Source organism: Nocardia nova NBRC 15556, from assembly GCF_001613005.1.
In the GTDB taxonomy this organism is placed as follows: Bacteria; Actinomycetota; Actinomycetes; order Mycobacteriales; family Mycobacteriaceae; genus Nocardia; species Nocardia nova.
Genome location: NZ_BDBN01000007.1, coordinates 155,806 through 173,752 on the forward strand (window position 1 = coordinate 155,806; position 17,947 = coordinate 173,752).

15 protein-coding genes are annotated in these 17,947 nt (G+C 66.7%); 13 read left to right on the forward strand and 2 right to left on the reverse strand.

Annotation, left to right across the window (positions count from 1 at the left end; translation table 11 throughout):
- Positions 1-98: 98 nt before the first annotated feature.
- On the reverse strand, positions 99-1,055 hold the full coding sequence (locus NN2_RS04615; RefSeq protein WP_063010689.1) for an alpha/beta hydrolase: 957 nt from the start codon (positions 1,053-1,055) through the stop codon (positions 99-101).
- A 148-nt stretch (positions 1,056-1,203) separates the two neighbouring features.
- Between NN2_RS04615 and NN2_RS04620 the strand changes: the two genes are divergently transcribed.
- From NN2_RS04620 to NN2_RS04650, 7 genes are all read left to right on the forward strand, one after another.
- Entirely contained in the window at positions 1,204-1,815 is a 612-nt protein-coding gene (locus NN2_RS04620; protein ID WP_063010691.1) for a hypothetical protein, read from the forward strand.
- On the forward strand, positions 1,805-3,172 hold the full coding sequence (locus tag NN2_RS04625; RefSeq protein ID WP_063010693.1) for a type I glutamate--ammonia ligase: 1,368 nt from the start codon (positions 1,805-1,807) through the stop codon (positions 3,170-3,172). The genes NN2_RS04620 and NN2_RS04625 overlap by 11 nt, the downstream gene beginning before the upstream one ends.
- The gene (locus NN2_RS04630) at positions 3,169-4,653 is read left to right on the forward strand and encodes an aldehyde dehydrogenase family protein (RefSeq protein ID WP_063010695.1); all 1,485 of its coding nucleotides are present in this window, start codon (positions 3,169-3,171) and stop codon (positions 4,651-4,653) included. Before NN2_RS04625 ends, NN2_RS04630 begins: the two co-directional genes overlap by 4 nt.
- A gap of 82 nt (positions 4,654-4,735) precedes the next feature.
- Positions 4,736-5,842 carry a Zn-dependent alcohol dehydrogenase gene (locus NN2_RS04635; RefSeq protein WP_063010697.1) on the forward strand — a complete coding sequence of 369 codons (1,107 nt, stop codon included), beginning with the start codon at positions 4,736-4,738 and terminating at the stop codon, positions 5,840-5,842.
- The gene (locus NN2_RS04640; protein ID WP_063010699.1) at positions 5,839-6,594 is read left to right on the forward strand and encodes a gamma-glutamyl-gamma-aminobutyrate hydrolase family protein; all 756 of its coding nucleotides are present in this window, start codon (positions 5,839-5,841) and stop codon (positions 6,592-6,594) included. Before NN2_RS04635 ends, NN2_RS04640 begins: the two co-directional genes overlap by 4 nt.
- Entirely contained in the window at positions 6,591-8,039 is a 1,449-nt protein-coding gene (locus NN2_RS04645; RefSeq protein WP_063010701.1) for a flavin-containing monooxygenase, read from the forward strand. The genes NN2_RS04640 and NN2_RS04645 overlap by 4 nt, the downstream gene beginning before the upstream one ends.
- Positions 8,032-9,639, forward strand: coding sequence for an AMP-binding protein (locus NN2_RS04650; protein WP_063010703.1), 1,608 nt, complete (start codon positions 8,032-8,034; stop codon positions 9,637-9,639). The genes NN2_RS04645 and NN2_RS04650 overlap by 8 nt, the downstream gene beginning before the upstream one ends.
- A gap of 254 nt (positions 9,640-9,893) precedes the next feature.
- On the opposite strand, the gene NN2_RS04655 is transcribed toward NN2_RS04650, so the two are convergent.
- Entirely contained in the window at positions 9,894-10,469 is a 576-nt protein-coding gene (locus NN2_RS04655) for a TetR/AcrR family transcriptional regulator (protein WP_063010705.1), read from the reverse strand.
- Between the two features lie 247 nt (positions 10,470-10,716).
- Here NN2_RS04655 and NN2_RS04660 point away from each other — a divergent pair, with 247 nt between their 5' ends.
- The 6 genes from NN2_RS04660 to NN2_RS04685 all read left to right on the forward strand — a co-directional run bounded on the left by NN2_RS04660 (position 10,717) and on the right by NN2_RS04685 (position 17,922).
- Positions 10,717-11,580, forward strand: a complete 864-nt coding sequence (locus NN2_RS04660) for a phytanoyl-CoA dioxygenase family protein (RefSeq protein ID WP_063010707.1) — start codon at positions 10,717-10,719, stop codon at positions 11,578-11,580.
- A gap of 96 nt (positions 11,581-11,676) precedes the next feature.
- Positions 11,677-12,948: an aspartate aminotransferase family protein gene (locus NN2_RS04665; protein ID WP_063010709.1), complete on the forward strand. Its 1,272-nt coding sequence runs from the start codon at positions 11,677-11,679 to the stop codon at positions 12,946-12,948.
- Between the two features lie 120 nt (positions 12,949-13,068).
- Positions 13,069-13,827: a hypothetical protein gene (locus tag NN2_RS04670; RefSeq protein WP_245658555.1), complete on the forward strand. Its 759-nt coding sequence runs from the start codon at positions 13,069-13,071 to the stop codon at positions 13,825-13,827.
- Between the two features lie 89 nt (positions 13,828-13,916).
- Entirely contained in the window at positions 13,917-15,221 is a 1,305-nt protein-coding gene (locus NN2_RS04675; protein WP_063010713.1) for an MFS transporter, read from the forward strand.
- A gap of 48 nt (positions 15,222-15,269) precedes the next feature.
- Positions 15,270-15,992 carry a DUF8020 domain-containing protein gene (locus tag NN2_RS04680; protein WP_063010715.1) on the forward strand — a complete coding sequence of 241 codons (723 nt, stop codon included), beginning with the start codon at positions 15,270-15,272 and terminating at the stop codon, positions 15,990-15,992.
- A 103-nt stretch (positions 15,993-16,095) separates the two neighbouring features.
- Positions 16,096-17,922: an acyl-CoA dehydrogenase gene (locus NN2_RS04685; RefSeq protein ID WP_063010717.1), complete on the forward strand. Its 1,827-nt coding sequence runs from the start codon at positions 16,096-16,098 to the stop codon at positions 17,920-17,922.
- The last annotated feature ends 25 nt before the right edge of the window (positions 17,923-17,947 follow it).

Here is a 17,947-nt window from a genome sequence, read left to right on the forward strand (position 1 = left end):
CAGCGCCCGATCCCGAACAGCCGGATGATTCCGGGCGGGATCGGTGCGCTCATCGCTGGGCGGGAGCAGGTCTCGCCCGCGACCACGGGCGATGCGTCTCAGTGGGCGAAGTGCGTCCGGAGATGATGCGCCGCGTCGGCAACAGCGCGCCTGGCCTTGCCGATGAAAGCCACCTCGGTGAAGAAGCCGTGTGGGACACCGTCGTACTGGCGGACCTCCACCTCGGCGCCGGCGCGCGACGCCGTCGCGGCGAAATGCTCGTAATCCGACCTCAGCACGTCCACCTCGGCCGCCACCAGCAAAGTCGGCGGCAGCGCGTGCAGCGTATCGGACAGGATGGGCACAGCGCGCGGATCCGCTTCGCCGTCCGCGGCGTAGTTCGACCAGAACCACAGCGCGTCGGTTTTGCAGAGGACCGGCGCGTGCTCGAAGACCTCCCAGGACGGGCCCGTGTGGGCGTTGGATGTCGCGGGGTAGGCCAGGACGAGCGCTCTCGGCATGGCGCGGCGGGCTTCGGCCGCGGCCGTGCAGACCGAGAGCGCAAGGTTGCCACCGGCGCTGTCACCGGCCAGCGCGATGCGGGACGGGTCCACCCCGAGTGACTCGGCCTCTCGCCGCACCCACTCGTAGGTCCGGAGGCAATCGTCCGCGGCCGCGGGGAAGACGTGTTCGGGGGCGCGCCGGTACTCGACGGAGACGACGACGCACTCCGCCTCGACGCACAGCGACCTGCACACATCATCCGCGCCGTTCAACGTCCCCACGACGAACCCGCCGCCGTGGATGTAGATCGAAACCGGCAGTCCGAGCGCGGACGAAGGCCGGTAACAACGGACTCGGAGCGGATCGCCCGGCCCGTCGACGGTTCGCTCTTCGACGCTGTGCACGGGACGTATCGGCTGCCGAGCCGCGTCGACCGTATCGAAGATCGACCGCACGCCTTCCACCCCGTACCGGGCGTACGGAGGTGGGGGCGCCTGACTGAGCAGCGCTTGTGCGAACGCGCGCGCGTCCTCGTCGAGCAGGTCGAGCATCGCGGTGACGGACAGGCCCATTCGAGCTTCCTTCCAGGCCACCTACCACCTCGCTTCGGTGCGCGAAGCGGGTCGCGGGTATTGACAGGACACCCGATTAGATCACATGATTAAGTCACATGACCACAGCTGCAGAGAGGCAGACATGTCCGAATCAACGAGTCACGCGGTGACAGGCAATGTGGCGGTGATAGACCGCCCCACCCCGATGGTTCTGTCGGTGGCGCGGCGTCTTCGCGACGCGTTTGCCCGTGGTGCGACATTCACCGCGACCGACGACGTCAGGACGGTCCGCCTGTCTTCGACCACCGACGCCCAGAAGGCCTTCGTCACCTTCGCCGGCTCGGAGGTCACCGTCGCCGCCGACAGCGGCGCGGAGCCGGTCCTCACCTGGGATGTGCGGTGGCCCGATCCGGCGCCGGCCGAGGTGGAGGGCGAGGCGCTGGGCAGCTTCGCGAAAGAGGTCCAGGTGTTGCTGTCCGGACCCGACGTCGACTGGCGTTCGGCCGCGGAGACGTTCTGGGAGCGCGTGAGCGCGGTCCGGGGCATGCCGCCCGGCCTCAACCTCTACTGCTTCGATGCGAACGAATTCGCGTCCTTCGGCGACGCCGCGACCGGCTACACGTTCGTCGGTTCGTCGGCCGCCCTGTCACGCATGTTCGGTGGCCGTTCGCTGGTCATAGAAGAACTCGAGGGTGGTGAACTCGCGCTGCAGGGTTCTATGTCCGATCTCTCGGCGCTGATCGGCGCCAACCTGAAGGTGGTGTGCGGTGAGCTCTGACCGTTTCGAAGAATTGACCTCGGTGTCGCGCGTGCGCGTCGAGGCGACCAACCAGGACGGCGTCCTGATCGGCAAGACGCTCTCACCGGCGAAGTACCGCTCGTGCCGGGAGAAGGGCATCGCGCTGCCCGACTTGGCCCTGGGTCTGGACCTGAACAACAACTCCGCGCTCGGTTTCGGCTTCCCGGAGTGGCGGCGCAACGGCACGATGACCGACATCGAGCTCCGGCCCGACGAGAGCACGCTGGTCGAATGGAAGCCGGGCGTGGCTTCGGTGATCGGCGACCTCTGGACCCTGCAGGGTGAACCCATCGGGGCAGATCCCCGCCAGGCGCTCAAGCGCATCACGGCCGCGTACGCGGAGCGCGGTCTGAGCATCCTGGCCTGCGTCGAGATCGAAGCGACCGTCTTCCAGGAGTCCATCGATCAGGCGCGCGCCCAGCAGTACCAGAACCTCACGCCGCTCGGCGGCAACGCCGGAGCCGCGCTCGTGCACGCGAAGTCTCCCGATTACGTGGAGTACGTGGAGGCCGTCGTCGCCCGGTTCGACGAGATCGGAATTCCCTGGGAGGCATATTCCGACGAGGCCGCCAGCGGTCAGATCGAATTCAACATCGCCCCCGCCGATCCGGTGACCGCCGCGGACCGGTGGGCGCGCGCCCGCCAGGTCATGCGCGAGGTCGCCTACTCGCTGGGCCGGTCGATCACCTTCATGTCGAAGTGGTCCGCGGCGTACGGCCAAGGCGCCCACCTCAACGTCTCGGTCAGCGACGAGAACGGCAACATCTTCTTCGACGCGAACAAGCCCGGCGAGCCCAGCGAGCGCATGCGGCACTTCATCGGTGGCGTGATGGCGACGCTCGAGGCGTCGACCAGCTTCGCCCTGCCGACCATCACCTCCTACCGGCGGCTGATGGAGCTCGAAGGGCCGCCGACCACTCAGACGTGGGGCGTCGCGAACAAGTCCTGTGCCGTTCGCGCCGTGCCGGCCGACAACTCCGCCACCCGCCTGGAGTACCGCCTGCCGTCCGCCGACTCCAACATGTACTGCACGCTGGCCGCGTTCCTGGCCGGCGGCTTGCTGGGACTCGACGAGAAGTCGACGCCGCCCGCGCCGTTCGAGCAGATGGCCTGGGCGCTGGTGCCCGGTAGCGTGCCCGCGGTTCCGAAGAACCTCTACGACGCGGTCGCCGCGCTCGATGCCGACGATCAGCTGCGCCGGTATCTCGGTGACGAATTCGTCGACTACTGGGTCGGTCATCGCCGCTGGGAATGGCTGTCGTTCCACACCGAAGCCGAGCGTGACGACGCCCAGCTGTCGGTCTGGGAGTTCCTGCGCTACTTCGAACTCGCATGACCGGCGACGAACACCTGCGTGCCCTGGCCGCCGCCGTCCCCACTTCCTTCGGGATGTGGGAGGGCGGGGCGTGGACCGATGCGGCCGATGCCGAGACCCTCCCGCTGCGCGATCCGTGGACGGGCGAACAGTTCACCGCCGTGCCGTCGGCCGCCCCCGCAGATGTGGATCGCATCGTCAAGAACGCCCGTGCCGCGTTCGACAGCGGTGTGTGGTCGCGGATGGCGCCGACGGAACGTGGCCGCATCCTGATCGCCTGGGCCGACCTGATCGAACGTGATGCCGATCGACTCGCCGTGCTGATCTCCCGGGAGATGGGCAAGCCGGTCCACCAGGCCCGCGACTTCGAGGTCGCCTCCGCCGTGCGGAACCTCCGCTGGTACGGCGAGCTGGCGGACAAGCTGATGGACGACTCACCGCGGGGCCTCCAGGACGCCGTGGCGCTGGTGACGCGCGAGCCGCTGGGCGTCGTGGCAGCCATCACGCCGTGGAACTTCCCGATCAGCCTCGCCATGCTCAAGCTGGCGCCGGCGCTGACGGCCGGAAACAGCGTCGTCCTCAAGCCGGCGTTGCAGACCTCGGCCTCGTCACTGCGGCTGGCCGAGTTGAGCAGTCTCGCCGGGCTTCCCGACGGGGTGCTTCAGGTCGTTACCGGACGCGGCGCGACGGTCGGCACGGCACTGAGCCGGCACCACTCCGTGGCGTGTGTGACGTTCACCGGCTCGACCGAGGTCGGCCTGCGGCTGCTCGGCGACTCCGCGGTATCCAACGGCAAGCCGGTGTCTCTCGAGCTCGGCGGAAAGTCGCCGAACATCATCTTCGCCGACGCACCCGATCTCGAGCAGGCCGTTCGCACCGCGACATGGGCGTTCACCTTCAATACCGGGCAGATGTGCACCGCCGGGTCGCGGCTGTTCGTGGAGCAGTCGGTGTACGACGAGGTGGTCGCGGGCGTGTGTGATCACGTTTCGACGCTCACGATCGGCGATCCGCTCGACCCGGGTACCGTGCTCGGCCCACTGAGCAGCCGCAACCAATGCGACACCGTGCTCGAATTCGTCAAATCCGGTGTGCGCGAAGGAGCCACGCTGTTGACGGGCAGTGAGCAGGCCCTCGACGAGGAGCGCTCCCTGGTCACGCCGACGGTGTTCGTCGACACCAACCCGTCGATGCAGATCACCCGCGCGGAGATCTTCGGGCCGGTCGTGTGCATCCAGCCCTTCCGGGACGAGGACGAAGCGCTTCGGCTCGCCAATGACACCGATTTCGGGCTGGGCGCGTCGGTGTGGACCCGTGACGTCTCGCGAATCCACCGGATGGCCCGCGGACTCGACGCCGGGAACGTCTGGGTGAACTCGTACGAAGAAGGCGTGCCGTCGACTCCGTTCGCAGGCCGAAATTTGTCCGGCAACGGTGCCGACAAGGGCACCTACGGGCTGGAGAAGTACACCCAGCTGAAGACGACCTGGATCGCCCTGTAGGGCGCTCCCCCGTCGGCCGTCGGCGGTGCGGGTCGAAGCCACGAGCCTCGGCCCGCGCCCGCGGCCAGATCCGAGAGACCTGATGCCAACGAATATCACTGCCGCGGTGCTCAACTCGGCGCCGGGCGTGCTGGAACTGGAAACGCTCGTGCTGGACGAACCCGGCCCGGACGAGGTGCTCATCGACGTGCATTACGCGGGACTGTGCCGTTCGGACCTGCACGAGATCGAAGGCGTCTGGCCGGCGACCTGCCCGACCCTGCTCGGGCACGAGGCGTCCGGAGTGGTTCGGCGCGTGGGTGATCGGGTCAGCAACCTGCGCCCCGGCGACCATGTCGTGACGTGCCTGAGTATTTATTGCGGGGAATGCAGGTTCTGCCTGTCCGGCCGGATGACCCTGTGCCCCCGCCGCGGCTCCTTGGGGAGCCGGTCACGGCCGGTTCTGGTCAACGCCCGTGGCCGGTCGGTCCACCCGACCGCGCGGCTCGGCGCGTTCGCCGAAGCGATGGTGGTACACGAACATTCGGCAGTGCGCATCCCGGACACCATGCCCCTCGCCGCCGCCTCCGTGCTCGGCTGCGCGGTGGTGACCGGGTTGAGTTCGGTGTTCCGCAGCGCCCGGGTGGAGCCCGGGTCGACGGTCGCGGTCCTCGGCTGCGGAGGAGTGGGTATCGCGGCGATCCAAGGCGCTCGTCTCGCCGGTGCTCGCGAGATCATCGCCGTCGACGCCGTCGAGGCGCGGTTGACCGATGCCCTGAAGTTCGGCGCGACCGCGACCGTGCAGGCGGGGCAAGTCGACACGGTGGCGGCGGTGCGTGAACTGACCGACGGCGGTGTCGACTACTCGTTCGAGGCGGTCGGTTTCGCCGCCACGGTGGAGCAGGCCTTCGCCATGTTGGGACCGGGTGGCACCGCCACGGTCGTCGGCCTGGTGCCCGACAACCAGCCGGTATCGATTCGCGCCTCGGAGCTGTTCATGCTCGAGAAGCGGCTCCAGGGAGCGTTGATGGGCTCCAACCGATTCCCCGCCGACATTCCCGGCTATGTCCGGTACTACGAGCAAGGCCGGCTGAACCTCGACGACATGATCTCGGCGATCGTGAGCCTTGAGCAGATCAACGAGGGATTCGAACTCATGAAGAACGCCGGGGGCACCCGGGTGGTCGTACGCATCGGAGACAACTCGTGAAACCCCTCATCGCCATCACCGGCCGGCGGATCTCCGCCACAACCCTCGTGGGCGTCGACAGTCGTTGGGCAGCATGCCGGGCCGACATGTTCTGGACCGAGTTCGGCATGAAGATCGCCGAGGCCGGGGGCATTCCCGTCCTCCTCCCCTACGAGTCCGCGGGCCCCGAGGTCATGTCGCGCGTCGACGCACTGGTCCTGACCGGTGGCCAGGACGTCGACCCCGAACTCTGGGGTGGGCCGCCGCCCACACCCAACTCGACCGGCGGAGAAGTACTGACCATCGACCGACGCCGCGACGACTACGAGATCACCCTGGTGCGTCACGCCATCGCACGAGGCAAACCGGTACTGGGGATTTGTCGCGGCCAGCAGGTTCTCAACGTCGCCCTCGGCGGCACGCTGATTCCGGATCTGCCCGACCAGGGGATCGAGCACTATTCCCTCGCCGCCGTTCCCGACCGGCGCCCCGACCGCGAACACCCGGTCGACTTCGACGAAGGAACCCTCGCCGCGAAGCTCTACGGACCGCGCAGTGCGGTCAACTCGTGGCATCACCAATCGGTCGATCGCCCCGGCGAGGGCTTGGTGGTCTCCGGGCGGGCCCCCGACGGCGTGGTCGAGGCCATCGAGCTGCCCGGCCGGCCGGTTCTCGGCCTGCAGTGGCATCCCGAAGCCATCGTCGAACTCGACCCCTGCTTCCCCTGGCTTGTCGAGCAGGCATTGCCTCAACGTTTAGGAGATGGAAAGTGAACGGCCCGGCTGAGATCGACGTCGTCATCGTCGGCGCTGGTATTTCCGGAATCGCAGCAGCTGCCGAACTGCAGCGGAAATGTCCCGGCAAAAGTTTCGTGGTGCTGGAGATGCGCGAATCCCTGGGTGGCACCTGGGATCTGTTCACCTACCCGGGCATCCGCTCCGACAGCGACATGTTCACGTTGGGCTACGGCTTCAAGCCCTGGACCGAACGGGAGGCGATCGCTTCCGGCGGAGCGATCAAGAACTACCTGCAGGAGACCGCTGATCAGTTCGGCATCACCGAGAAGATCCGGTTCGGAACGCGTCTGGTCTCCGCGTCGTGGAGCAGCGCGGACGACACCTGGACCCTCGGGTTGCGCGACGCGGACGGCGACACACAGCTGCGCTGCCGGTTCCTCCACCTCGCCACCGGCTACTACAGCTACCGCGGCGGGTTCAATCCCGAACTCCCCGGCGAGGATTCGTTCGAAGGCCGGGTGGTCCACCCCCAGGAGTGGCCGGAGGATCTCGACTACCGGGACCGCAAGGTCGCGGTGATCGGGTCGGGGGCCACCGCCATCACGCTCGTTCCCAGCCTCGCGGGCGAGACCGCGAAGGTGACCATGGTCCAGCGGTCGCCCACCTACGTGGCCATCGCACCGGCCGTCGATCCCGAAGCCGAGCGGTTGCGGGAGGAGATGGGTCCCGAGGAGGCGTTCAGCCGGATCCGCCTGCGTAATCTGCACGCCCAGCAGGAGATCTACCACTACGCGCGGCAGCACCCGCAGGAATTCAAGAAGGCGATATTCGACGCCATCGACGAGGTCGTCGGCGTGGAGGTTCGCAAAGCCCATTTCACTCCCACGTACGAGCCATGGGATCAGCGCGTGTGCCTGGTGCCCGGCGCCGATCTGTTCCAGGCGATCCGCAACGGATCCGCGGACGTCGTGACCGGCCACATCGACCGGCTCACCCCGACCGGCGTGGCGATGCGGGACGGGACTCATGTGGACGCCGACATCATCGTGAAGGCGACGGGTCTGGACCTCGTTATGGGCGGGGAGGCGACATTCGACGTCGACGGTGAGGTCGTCGATTTCGGGCGCTGCTGGACCTACAAGGGCCTGGCGTTGTCCGGAGTGCCGAACCTGACCTACGCCTTCGGATTCGTGAATTCGTCGTGGACGCTCCGTATCGAAGCGGTCGACGACTTCTTGTGCCGCGTTCTCGCGCATATGGACGAAGTCGGCGCACACCGAGTCACGCCGACGCTCGCACCGGGCGACGACGCCATGCCGCGACTCCCCTATACCGCGGGCGTGACCTCCGGTTATATGCAGCGAGCTGCCCAGCGCATGCCGGCACAAGGCGACCACGAGCCCTGGCTCAATCCGCAGAACTACGCCGAGACCATGCGACTGCTGGAGTCGGTCGACGACGACGTTCTCCGCTATGTCTGATCCGAGAACGACCGCGGCGACGCACGCCTGGGCGGCGCTGACGCCCACGGCGTTCCTCGACCGCGCCGCGGCCGCACACGGATCCCGCATCGCGGTCGTCGACGGCGACCAGCGCTGGACCTACACCGAATTCCGGGATCGGTGCCGGCGGCTGGCGGGCGGGCTACGAGAGATCGCCGCGGGGCGGCCCGTGGCGGTGCTGGCGCCCAACACTCACGAACTTCTGGAAGCCCACTACGGCGTGCCCTGGGCGGGAGTTCCCCTGGTAGCACTCAACACTCGACTCGGCATCCGGGAATTGACCTACATCCTGGAGCATTCGGGTAGCGGTGTGATCGTGTGCGATGCCGGCTATGCGAACCTGGTCCGCGAGGTCTGCGCGGGCCTGGAGAAGCCCCCCGTGGTCATCGGTTCGGGAGGTGCCGACTCCGACTACGAGAATCTGATCGCGAACGCCACGCCCTTCCAGGAACAGATCACCGACGAAAGTTCGCTGCTGGCAATCAATTACACCTCCGGCACCACCGGAGCACCGAAGGGGGGCATGTACCACCATCGCGGTGCGTACCTGCAGTCGCTGGCCATGGCGAGTCACTTCGCGCTCGGCCCGCACTCCGTCCACCTGTGGACGTTGCCGATGTTCCATTGCAACGGCTGGTGTTTCACCTGGGCCGTCACGGCGGCCGGCGGCACGCATGTGTGCTTGCCCAAGGTCGAGCCCGCCGAAATGTGGCGGCTGATCCGGCAGGAGGGCGTCACCGGTCTGAACGGCGCTCCGGCCGTGCTCGACATGATCGCGCACTCCGACGATGCCTCGACGCTGTCGCGCGCGGTGTCGGTGGGCACCGGAGGTGCGCCGCCCGCACCGGCCGTGCTGCGCCGGATGACGCGCCTCGGATTCGACGTCACGCATCTCTACGGGCTGACCGAGAGTTTCGGCCCCGCGCTCATCTGTGAGCCGGTGCCGGAGTGGGAGGGTCTCGACGACGAGGCCGTGATCCGGCTGAAGGCGCGACAAGGGGTCGGCAATATCGTCTCCCTGCCGCCACGGGTGGTCGACGATGCCGGCCGCGACGTACCCGCCGATGGCAGCACAGTCGGTGAGATCGCGCTACGCGGCAACAACGTCATGCTCGGTTACCTCGACGACGAGGCCGCCACCCGGGAGGCCATTCCGGACGGCTGGTTCCGAACCGGCGATCTCGCGGTGCGCCATCCCGACGGGTATGTCGAACTTCGCGATCGGAGCAAGGACATCATCATCAGCGGGGGCGAGAACATCGCGAGCGTGGAGGTCGAGCACGTGCTGGCGGAGCACCCCGCGGTGCTCGAGGCGGCAGTCGTCGGAACCGCCGATCCCCGCTGGGGAGAGATCCCTGTCGCGTTCGTGCACCTCGCCCCGGGAGCCCATGCCACCGCCGAGGAACTCGTGGAGCATGTCAAAGGGAGCCTGGCGCGCTACAAGGCTCCTCGCGAGGTTCTCTTCGGTCCCCTTCCCAAGACGTCGACGGGCAAGACGCAGAAGTACCTGCTGAGAGCCCGAGCGGCCGAAACGCATTCCCCGGCAACGGAGGGTACGGGCGGCAACCGCGAGACCTGAACCCGTTCGGCCGGAACGTATTCGGCGACCGACTACGAAGCCCACCGCTGTCGAAACCAGGCCCCGGAGCTCGCACCCACGAGCGCCGGGGCTGGAAGACGTTGTCACCCAGACGATTCGACGAACTCACGTCCGACCGAGGGCCTTGGGGGTTGCCGAGCCCCATGGATCTACCCGACGACGGCAATGACCAGCCGACCGGATCCGAGCGTGTTCACACCGCCGAACGCCGCGCGATCCATCCGGCGCGACCCCTACCCCCGAATCCCGCTGCACATAGCCGGGATTCCCGCGCAGATCACATCCGCGTAGGCATCGGCGCGCGCCCGATCCCGATCCGAGGCCCACTGCAACACAAGCCCGTCGGTGGCACCGATCAGCACCGAGGCGAGATTCGCGATGGCCTCCGCGCGCGCGGACGGCCCGGCCGCGCGCTGCAGCACGTCGGTGACCGCCCGCAGGAAGACGTCGTAGGACTCCTTCGCGAGCGCCGGCCGATGACGGGTCATCCACATGTACAGGTCGACTTCCGCCAGCGCGTAGTCCGGATGGTCCATCAGCCAGCGCACCGAACGCCGGATGACTTCTTGCGCGGTCACTTCGAGCTCGGCCGGCTCGATGGCGGTGGACTGCTTGGTGATCTCGGCGGCGAGGTGCTCGAAGACGGCGAGGAAGAGGCCGTCCTTGTCCCGGAAGCAGTAGTGCAGTGAGGCCAGTGGCGCGTCGGCCGCTTCGGCGATCCGGCGTGTCGTCGCGCTCGCGACCCCGCGCTCGGCGATGACCCGGACTGCCGCATCGATGAACTGGATCGAACGATCCTCTGTCGACACGTGGGGCAACTGGTTCACCTCATTCGTTCGTCGGCGCACGTAGGCGCCCTGATTAATTGATCAAGTCAAGCGTACAGATCGCGGCGTCGGGCGAGCACGCGTGACCCTCGCGAAAGTGACGGCAAACACCCCTACTCCCCGATTATTCCGCTCACCTCTTGACATCGGGTGTGGTGCGCCCCACAATCGGATCAATCGATCAGATCAAATGACTAAGGCGTTTGATCTAACGTGGAAATGGAGAGTTATGACTACCGAAGCCAAGGCCGCTCTACGATCCGTCGCGGCGACGACCCCTCTCGCCGAGATCCTCGACATCGTCGCCAAGGACGGCGGCGTGATCATCGAGAACTTCCTGTCGGCGGACCAGATCGCGCGGTTCAACGCCGAGGTCGAGCAGCCCATGGCAGCGCTGGCTCCCGGCTCGACCCATGAGAACGCGATCGTCGCGGAGTTCCATGGGGCCAACACCAAGCGACTGACGAATCTGGTGACACACAGCAAGACCTTCCGCGAGGAGGTTCTCGAACAGGACCTGATCCACGACCTGTGCGATGCCACCTTCCTCGAGGAGTCCGGCACCTACTGGCTGACCACGGCGCAACTCATCGAGATCGGCCCCGGAAACCGGGCACAGTTCCTGCATCGCGACCTGGAGAACTGGTACCCGTTCATCGGCATGGGGCCGCAGGGCCCCGAGGTCGCCGTGAACTTCATGATCGCGTTCACCGACTTCACCGAGGAGAACGGCGCGACGCGGGTCATCCCGGGCAGCCACCTGTGGGACGACTTCCAGAATCGCGGCACTCCCGAAGACACCATTCCCGCGACCATGAAGGCGGGAGATGTGTTCTTCTACAGCGGGAAGACCGTCCACGGCGGCGGCGCGAATGTCACGACCGACCAGTACCGCCGTGGGCTGGCCTTCGCTCTCAACCCCGGCTTCCTGACCGGTGAAGAGGCGTACCCGTTCCTGATCGACATGGACATCGCGAGGCAGCTCTCGCCGCGTGTGCAGCGGTTGCTCGGTTTCCGTTCCCAGTACCCCACGGGATCGCCCGGTCTCTGGCAGGTGAACTACAGCGAGCTCGGCGACTACCTCCAGCTCTGATACGCCGGCCGGCCGGCACAATCCGTCGCCCGTGGCCTTCCGAAGAGCGATGAGCTCCTCTTTGGCGGGTCCGCTCGCAGCCATCCAAGGAGATGTATGGCAATCGAATCCTCCAGAACCGCGTTCGAGCGGACCCGCCGAAGCGTCGGCGGTGGCGTCAGCTCGGGGCTTCGCGCCGCGATGCGACCGGTTCCGCTCTTCGTCGAGAGTGCTCGCGGAGCCCATGTCTGGGACCTCGACGGCGATCGCTACGTCGACTACGTGATGGCGTGGGGACCGTTGGTCCACGGACACAGTCATCCCCACGTCCTCGACTCGGTGGCGCGAGTCATGACATCGATGCAGGTCGTGGGAATGGGCCATCGCCTCGAGTACGAAGCCGCGGAGGCGGTACTCGAATCGGTGCCCGGTGCTCAGCGTTTGGTGTGGACGAACTCGGGGACGGAGGCCGTGCAGGTCGCCTTGCGGCTGGCACGCGCAGCAACCGGCCGACACCGAATCGTCAAGTTCAGGAAGGCCTACCACGGCTGGCAGGACAGCGTGTACGCCGGCATGAGCGCGGACGACACCGGTGAGACCGCCGTCCCGGCCAGCCGCGGGCAAAGTCCCCACGCCTATGCCGACCTGATCATCAGCCAGTTCAACGACACCGCCGCCATCGCCGAACTGCTCGCTCGCGCCGAGGAGCGCCAGATCGCCGCTGTACTCATCGATCCGATCATGAGCAACGCCGGAGTCCAGGCGCCGGCACCCGGCTTCCTCGAAACTCTGCGCAGCCTGTGCGACCGGCATGGCGTCGTGTTGATCTTCGACGAGGTCATCGCCGGATTCCGGATCGCACGCGGTGGCACCGCCGAAAGGTTCGGCGTACGCCCGGATCTCTCGGTGTTCGGCAAAGCGATCGCCGGTGGATTCACGCAGAGTGCGGTCGTGGGACGCGCGGACATCATCGATCTGGTCGAGCAGGGAGTCACCCATGCCGGAACGTTCAACGGCAACCCCGTAGCCCTCGCGGCGGTGAAGGCCGCGATGGAGTTGTCCGCTACGCCAGGCGTATTCGACAAGCTGGAAGATCTGGGAGACGCCTTCGAGCAGGCGATCGCCGACGTGCTGTTCTCGACCGGCGCGCCCGCCAGTCTCCGGCGCGTCGGGTCGCTCGTGCAGTTCGTGCCGCGCGATCAGGCGACGAGCCTGCACGGCACGGAGGGGCTCTGGTCCGAAATCGCCGCCGGCATGCTCGAAGCGGGTGTCGTCTTCATGCCGTCCGGAAAGATCTTCCTCAGCACCGCACACACGCTCGCCGACATCCAGGAAACGGCCGCGCGCCTCGAGCGAGTCCTGCAGCAGGTCAGCGCCCGTTCCGCATAGCGAACACCACCGATCCGATCCCCCAGCCGCGACGCGGACGGGTCTATCGACCGGACGGGTGGTCGCTGTGCCGCCCGTTCACCACGCCCCGTCACCCGTTCCGCGTCACGACTCTGCTCGATGCGGTTGGGCAAGTGCGGCGTACCTACACCGAATTCTGTTGAATCGAAGGAATTCTCGATGAATACGCTCGCAATGGCGTTGCTTCTGGCCACCGATTTGTGGATGGCGGCAGCCGGCCTCTATTACGGGGTGCAAATCACTCGCCGCTACCGCAACTATCTGCTCGGTCTCGAGTGGCTGGTGATCGGGGTATCGGGGGCGAACGTTCTGTTCCTGGGCGCCACCGGGGTCGATCATTCGGGCGTGAGCTACCACCTGATGGTGTTCTTCGACGCGTTCTCGCGTTCGTTCGGCATGACGCTGGTGTTCGTTCTCGGCATGATGGCGGTGACCCGCGGGTACCGCGCCTCGCTCGCGGTCGAGGCCGCCGCCTTCGGGGCAGCGACCGTGGTCGGGCTGTGGCGAACGATCGACGTGCGGCCCGTCAGCCCGCCATGGTCGCTGTTCTACCTCGCGCTGAATCTCGCTGTGGCGGTGTTCATGGTGACGGTCGCCGGTCGGCTGTGGCGGATCGGTGAACGACGTTGCGCGGCTGGCGTTTTCATCGCGACCATCCTCGGGGCGATCGTCGCTTCGACCTATGACTTCGTCCATATTCCCGGCGACGACGCCGACCACACGTTGTTCTACATTCCGGCACTGGCGATCTGGGCGCTCATGGTCACGACCTACTACCACGGCTACCGGGCACTCGATGATCACAATCGGGCACTCGCCCGGAAGGCTGCGGTCACTGTTACCGCATCGCCGGAATAACGCACGCCGACATCCATCTACGGCTGCATGAGCATGCATCACCGCGCAAGGACGCGCACATTCTCGATTCACACAGTTCGGAAAACACTATGACAGCTCAAGATTCGCCCACGCCCGCGACCGACACAGAAACCGGTTCCACAGTCTCCACCGACGCTTCGCCCGCGGCCATCACCCTCAATCACGCCGGAAATGCATTCATCTGGACGTATGTCCTGGCGATCTTCGGTGTATGGACGGCCGTTCTGACCCCGACCATGATCACTTTAGCACTCCGGGTCGCGCAGGCCGTCCCGGCCCATACCTCCGTGGCCTATTCGGCGATCGCGGCCACGGGCGCTCTGATCTCGCTGCCCGCGGGCCCGTTCTTCGGGCGTCTGGCCGATATCACCATGTCGCGCTTCGGCCGACGACGGCCATGGCTGGTGGTCGCGGCCACCACCATTCTGGCGGGCAACGCCATCGTCGCCGTTTCCGGCTCCATCGCCGGACTTATCGTCGGATGGATCATCGTCTCGGTATCCGGCACCATCGGATTGACGGTGTTGTGGTCCATGCTCGCGGATTCCATTCCGCCGGAGCGTGCGGGTTTCGTCGCCGGTCTCGCCGGTGCGGCGCAGGGCGTGGGGCTCATCGCAGGGACCTTCATCGTCCGCATCACCCCGGGAATGACCGCACGCCTTCTCATTCCGGCAGCTCTCGGCGCCGGTCTCGTCCTGCTATTCGTCGCCATTCTCCGGGAAACCGACTTCGCGGGACATGTCCGGCCGGTCTTCAACGTCCGCGACTTTGCCCGGACTCTGTATTTCGATCCGAGAAAGGCACCCGATTTCGCCTGGTGCCTGGCCTCCATCTTCGGGATCACGGTCGGCGCCGCCGTCGTAGCGACCTTCCTGGTCTACTTTCTGCAGAACGCGTTGAAGCTCGACGAGGCTGCCCTGGTTCCCACCGTCTTCGAGGCGACGCTGATCATCAACGGTACGGCGTCGATCATCAGTCCCCTGGGCGGCCGCCTCGCCGACCGGATCGGCAGGCGCAAACCCTTGTTCGCCGCCGCGGGCCTGCTCGTCGCCGTCGGGTGCACCGTGATGGACGTCGTCGGCACCGTCCCCGAATTCCTCACCGGCTGTGTGTTCTTCGGCATCGGATACGGCCTGCTGCTCGGGCAGATGCTGGCCTTGGCGGCATCCACGATGACCTCGTGGGAGAACGCGGCCCGCGACCTCGGCCTGGTCGTGCTGACCCAGTCGGCGGCATTGATGGTCGCACCGCTCGTGGCCCCGGCACTCCTCGCCATCGACGGCCCGAACAACTACCGCCTGCTGTACGCGTTCGGTGCGGCCGCCGCCCTGCTCGCGGTGCCGGCGCTACTCGGCATCCGGCGCCGGTGCTGAGCCGACCGATCCTCGAAAGAACGATCCGCACAACAGAAATCGGATGACATGAAGATCACCAACCTGGTCGCGACCACCTGCCTCACCGCGCTCACCGTCAGCCTGACCACCGCGGTCGCCTGCGCCGACCCCGCACCCGCGAACCCGGCGACTCCCCCGAATTCGAGTATCCGCACCACCGTCCTTCCCGGTATCCACTACACCTCGAGCATCGTCGACGGATCGGTGCGGATCAGCACCGACGGCGGGTCACTCACCGTGCGCGGCAACCAGTTCCAGGTCCTGGACGCACAGGGCAACCTCGCCGCCGGGTTCCCGCTCACCTACCGCAAGGACGACAAGGACTGGCCCATCGCGGCACGGATCGACGGCAACACCGCGACGCTGTCACCCAGTACCGACCCCGCGTCGGCCCGGCCCGCCCCTCCGGTGGAGCTTCCGCGTCCGGTCGCGTCCGAAGCACAGTTCCAGAACGCGATGGCCACGGCCGCAACCGAATTCGGTTTGGCGATCAGCGTCGGCACCTTGATCGGCACACTCATCGGCCTCCCGCTGGGCTGCATCGCGGGTGCACTGACCGTGGGAACCATCACCTTCCCCGTCTTCTTCGCCGGTGCGCTCGGCGGATGCCTGGCCGGCGCCGCGGTCGGTGTCGCCTTGGGGTCCGCCGCCGGAATCATCCTGGTCGGCGTGCCCGTCGGCATTGCCGCCCTGATCGACTTCACCAACCAGGTCACCGCCCCCGACCCGGCGACCACACCCGCCTCATAACAGCAACAGACACAACCCGATTGCCGTTGCGGCCGCGCTCGCAGCGGCAATCGGATCATTCCTGCCCGCCCCGGCGGCGGGCCGATCGAGAGGTGACGGTCCGGTGGGCCACTACAAGAGCAACGTTCGTGATCTGGAGTTCAACCTGTTCGAGGTGTACGGCCTGGAGACCGTCCTCGATTCGAGGGCGTTCGCCGAACTGGACGGCGAGACCGCACGCACGATGCTGGCCGAGGCCGGCCGCCTGGCCGAAGGGCCGATGGCCGAGTCGTATGCCGAAACCGACCGCCACCCACCAATTTTCGACAGCGACTCGCACTCGGTACGGATTCCGGAGCCGTTCAAGCGGTCCGTTCGCGCATGGCAGGACGCGCAGTGGTGGCGGGTTGCCAAGAGCGAGGCGATCGGCGGCGTGCCCGCGCCGTCGATGCTCGGCTGGGCGATCAACGAACTGGTCCTCGGCGCCCAGCCCGCGGCCTACATGTACCTGAGCGGCCCGATGATGGCGGACGTCCTCGCCGGCATCGGCACCGAACAGCAGCGGCGATGGGCCGCGCAAGCGGTCGAGCGCAACTGGGGCGCGACGATGGTGCTGACCGAACCGGACGCCGGCTCCGACGTCGGAGCCGGCCGCACCACAGCGACCGAACAGCAGGACGGTTCCTGGCACCTCGAGGGCGTCAAGCGCTTCATCACCTCCGCCGACTCCGACGACCTGTTCGACAACATCATGCATCTGGTGCTGGCCCGCCCCGCCGGAGCCGGACCCGGCACCAAGGGGCTGAGCCTGTTCATCGTCCCCAAATTCCACTTCGACCACGACACCTGCGAGCCGGGCGAACGCAACGGTGTCTTCGTCACCAACGTCGAGCACAAAATGGGCCTGAAAGCCTCGGCCACGTGCGAGCTGACCTTCGGCGGGCACGGTATCCCCGCGGTCGGCTACCTGGTGGGCGGCGTCCACAACGGAATCGCCCAGATGTTCGAGGTCATCGAAGAAGCTCGGATGATGGTCGGCACCAAGGCCATCGCGACACTGTCCACCGGATACCTCAACGCACTCGACTACGCGAAAACCCGCGTGCAGGGCAGCGATCCGGCTCGGGCCGCCGACAAGGCGGCACCGAAGGTGACCATCATCCATCACCCCGATGTGCGCCGTTCGCTGATGATGCAGAAGGCCTACGCCGAGGGATTGCGATCGATCTACCTCTACACCGCCGGTCACCAGGATCCGGTGGTCGCCCGGCACATTTCCGGTGCCGACGACGATCTCGCCGCGCGGGTCAACGATCTGCTTCTGCCGATCGTCAAAGGTGTCGGCTCCGAACGCGCCTACCAGTACCTCACCGAATCCCTGCAAACCTTCGGCGGTTCCGGGTACCTCCAGGACTATCCCATCGAGCAGTACATCCGTGATGCCAAGATCGACTCCGTCTACGAAGGCACCACGGCGATCCAAGCTCAGGACTTCTTCTTCCGGAAAATCGCCCGCGACAACGGTATTGCGCTCGCGCACGTACTGGGGCAGGTCCGCGCCACCGCCGAGTCCGATGCCGACCGTGGCCGGTTGAAGAACGAGAAGGTTCTGCTCTCGCACGCCCTCGAGGACGTACAGGAGATCATCGGCAGGCTCACCACCCATCTGCTGGAAGCTGCCGTGGAGCCTCGCGAGGTGTACAAAATCGGCCTGAACGCCGTCCGGCTCCTTCTCGCCGTCGGCGATCTACTGGTGGCCTGGCGCCTCATCGTCGGCGCCGAAACAGCTCTCACCGCAATCGAAGCCGGGCAGAACACCGCGTTCTACGCCGGCAAGGTCGCAGTGGCCTCGTTTTTCGCCAACTCCGCGCTCCCCCATCTCACCGCCGAACTCGCGGTGGTCTCCGCGACGGACGCGACCGTGATGGACCTCGAGGAGGCCGGCTTCTGACCGGCGGCGGGCGGACGCCGGCAGG

Bases quoted from the DNA above. Each gene is read 5' to 3' on its own strand.
- NN2_RS04675 (WP_063010713.1), top strand. From the start codon at position 13,917: ATGACAGCTCAAGATTCGCCCACGCCCGCGACCGACACAGAAACCGGT.
- NN2_RS04635 (WP_063010697.1), top strand. From the start codon at position 4,736: ATGCCAACGAATATCACTGCCGCGGTGCTCAACTCGGCGCCGGGCGTG.
- NN2_RS04630 (WP_063010695.1), top strand. From the start codon at position 3,169: ATGACCGGCGACGAACACCTGCGTGCCCTGGCCGCCGCCGTCCCCACT.
- NN2_RS04670 (WP_245658555.1), top strand. From the start codon at position 13,069: ATGCGGTTGGGCAAGTGCGGCGTACCTACACCGAATTCTGTTGAATCG.
- NN2_RS04680 (WP_063010715.1), top strand. From the start codon at position 15,270: ATGAAGATCACCAACCTGGTCGCGACCACCTGCCTCACCGCGCTCACC.
- NN2_RS04615 (WP_063010689.1), bottom strand. From the start codon at position 1,055: ATGGGCCTGTCCGTCACCGCGATGCTCGACCTGCTCGACGAGGACGCG.
- NN2_RS04665 (WP_063010709.1), top strand. From the start codon at position 11,677: ATGGCAATCGAATCCTCCAGAACCGCGTTCGAGCGGACCCGCCGAAGC.
- NN2_RS04650 (WP_063010703.1), top strand. From the start codon at position 8,032: ATGTCTGATCCGAGAACGACCGCGGCGACGCACGCCTGGGCGGCGCTG.
- NN2_RS04660 (WP_063010707.1), top strand. From the start codon at position 10,717: ATGACTACCGAAGCCAAGGCCGCTCTACGATCCGTCGCGGCGACGACC.